This is a genomic window from Mycobacterium sp. 1423905.2 (genome assembly GCF_001673155.1).
Lineage (GTDB): Bacteria > Actinomycetota > Actinomycetes > Mycobacteriales > Mycobacteriaceae > Mycobacterium.
In genome coordinates this window covers 1-2,910 of the sequence record NZ_LZLE01000268.1, presented here as the reverse complement: position 1 = coordinate 2,910, position 2,910 = coordinate 1, and the positions used below count along the sequence as shown (strand labels likewise).

Here is a 2,910-nt window from a genome sequence, read left to right as displayed (position 1 = left end):
CAGCGCGGTCACGGCGTCCAGGACGGGCTCTCCGGACCGGATAGTCACGATCAGCCGCGCGCTGCGATTGGCCGCCAGTTGGTTCACCAGGGTGGCGGACAACGGATCGAGTAGTTGGGCGTCATCGACAACCACCAGAAGGTTTTTGTCCCTGGAGAGGGTTTTGTGTGCAGCGGCCAGCATCATGGCCGGTTCGTGCGCTACCTCAAGGGTGACCGCTCGAGAAAACGCGCCCAGCGGCACAGTGGACCCGGTCTGGGTACCCAGCGCAAAGCGCACCGTCCGCCCGGCCGCCTGCGCCGTCTTCGCCAGCATCCGCGCCAAGGTCGACTTCCCGGCTCCACTGTCGCCGACCAACGCGACCCCTTGCAGCTCAACGTCATTGAGTGCGGCCAGCGCGAGACGGAACTCCTCGGCTCGCGCCACTATTGGCCATGTCCAATCGCTTCCGGGCTGCGGCGGGCAAGGGTGTGGCAATGGTCGCGCTTGAGGAAGCCTTATCAACCTTCCGGCGGCGGGATCAGGCGTCGGCCGATTGCGCAGCGGCGTAGAGCTTGCTTCCCGGTTGACACTTGACAGAGGTGAGTCGGCGACTGTCATGGCACGAATCTGTGTTGCTCACGTGCGCCCGCCACGCACCGCCTACTCCGGTCGTACATCGGACGTCGCACCTCTCACCCGACCCTCTGTGCGGCATACCCGTGAGCGCGCCATTCTAAGCAAATGATTTTTACTACCAGTCACTCAACACCTGTGCAATTAAACAACCAGCTTATGCAGGTTGTTCGTAATTTATCAGACTCGTCAAGAATTGGCTGTAGCAAACATTGCAAACGCCGATCGTCACGGCGCTTGCAGACGCACCCCAAGCAGCGCATCGACGGTGTTCGCCACCGCTCGCGGTGCCTGGGCGTCATGGCCGCCGTACTCCAAGGCGTCGGTGCTCCAACCGTCAACAGCGGCAATGGCTTTCGGCGTGTCCAGATCGTCGGCGAGGTATTGGCGTACACGGGCGATGACGTCAGCGGCGTCGGGTCCGACGGCCAGAGCGGCGGCCGCGCGCCAACGCTGCAGCCGCGCCGCCGCCTCGTCGAGGACGTCCTGGCTCCAATAGCGGTCGGCTCGGTAGTGGCCGGAAAGCAAACCGAGACGCACCACCGCCGGGTCGATGCCTTGCGCGCGCAACGCCGAGACCAGCACCAGGTTGCCGCGGCTTTTGGACATCTTGTGTCCATCCCAGCCGATCATTCCGGCATGGACGTAATGGCGTGCGAAACGCCTTTCGCCGCTGACACATTCGGCGTGCGCGGCGGTGAACTCGTGGTGCGGAAAGATCAGATCGCTGCCGCCGCCTTGGATGTCCAGGTTCGCCCCGATGCGGCTGAGCGCGATGGCCGCGCACTCGACGTGCCAGCCGGGCCGGCCGGGGCCGAACGGAGACGGCCAACTCGGTTCCCCCGGCCGCTGCGCGCGCCATAGCAGCGCGTCGAGCTCGTCGGTCTTGCCGGGCCGATGCGGGTCGCCGCCGCGTTGGGCGAACAGGTCGAGCATCGTCGCGCGGTCATAGCCGGACTCGTAGCCGAATTGCAGTGTGGCGTCGGCGCGGTAGTAGACGTCGGGGTAGTCGCCGAGTTCGGGGTCGACGACGTAGGCGGCGCCGGAGGCCAGCATTTTCTCGATGAGTTCGACCATCTCGGGAATTGCCTCGGTGGCTCCGACGTACTCCTGCGGCGCCAAGACCCGCAGCGCGGTCATGTCCTCGCGGAACAGCGCGACCTCGGTGTCGGCGAGGTCGCGCCAGTCGATGCCGTCGCGCTGGGCGCGCTCGAACAGCGGGTCGTCGACGTCGGTGACGTTCTGCACGTAGTGGACTTGGCGCCCGAGGTCCAGCCAGAGCCGGTGGATCAGGTCGAAGGTGAGATAGGTGGCGGCGTGGCCAAGATGGGTGGCGTCATACGGGGTGATGCCGCACACGTACATGCTGGCCGTGGCGCCGGGGGTGACCGGGCGCACCTGACGGTCGGCGGTGTCGTAGAGCCGTAGCTCCGGGCCTCGCCCGGGCAGCGCCGGAACGGGTGCGGATGACCACGACTCCATGTCGTTGACTTTAGCCGGGGACAGGATGCCGCCCGGCGCGGACGTCTTGGGGGTCACACCGGTCACTTCCTCCCCTCCGGGCCGAGGTGCTCTTTGTGCCCACCTCAGCGCGACAACGGTCCTGCCGCTGTGAGGTGGGCACTTTCACGTGCGCCCGGGACAGAGGCGGGAGTGACAGCGGGGACAGGCAAGGGATGCGGCCTACCGCCACGCGCGCCAGATCGCGTCCAGCAGCACCGGCGCCACATCCGCCCGGCACATCAGCAGATCGGGCAGGTACGGGTCGACCTGGTTGTACTCCAGCGGGGAGCCATCCAGCCGCGACGCGTGCATCCCGGCGGCCATCACCACCCCCGCGGGTGCGGCCGAGTCCCACTCCCACTGCCCGCCGGCGTGGAGGTAGGCGTCGACATAGCCGTCGACCACGGCCATCGCCTTGGCCCCCGCCGAACCAATCGGCACCGTCTCGATGTCGAGCATCTGGCGAATGCGGTGCAGGACCGGCGGTGGCCGGGTAGAGCTGACGGTCACTCGCAACGTGTCGGGAACACCGACGGGCGCGGAATTGTCGCTGACGGTGTCCGTCCGATAGACCACGTTCCCGCGCGCGGGCAGCGACACGGCAGCGTCGGTGATCTGCCGCTCCCCGTTGGTGGGCCGCTGCCAAAGCGCGACGTGCACGGCCCAGTCGTCGCGGCCGCGCGTGGAGAACTCCCGGGTGCCGTCCAGCGGATCGATGATCCACACCCGGTCACAGTTCACCCGCATCAGGTCGTCGTACGCTTCCTCGCTGAGCACCGCGTCGCCGGGCCG

3 protein-coding genes are annotated in these 2,910 nt (G+C 67.0%); all 3 read right to left on the bottom strand.

What is annotated here, in order from left to right; genetic code table 11:
- On the bottom strand, positions 1 to 426 hold a 426-nt coding region (locus tag A9W95_RS17880), incomplete at its 3' end, for an ATP-binding protein (protein WP_156746265.1).
- Positions 427 to 843: 417 nt separating this feature from the next.
- Positions 844 to 2,097: a cysteine--1-D-myo-inosityl 2-amino-2-deoxy-alpha-D-glucopyranoside ligase gene (mshC, locus tag A9W95_RS17875; RefSeq protein ID WP_067415592.1), complete on the bottom strand. Its 1,254-nt coding sequence runs from the start codon at positions 2,095 to 2,097 to the stop codon at positions 844 to 846.
- 201 nt (positions 2,098 to 2,298) lie between these two features.
- Positions 2,299 to 2,910 (bottom strand): 3'(2'),5'-bisphosphate nucleotidase CysQ (locus A9W95_RS17870; RefSeq protein WP_067415588.1); only part of this gene is annotated, 612 nt, incomplete at its 5' end.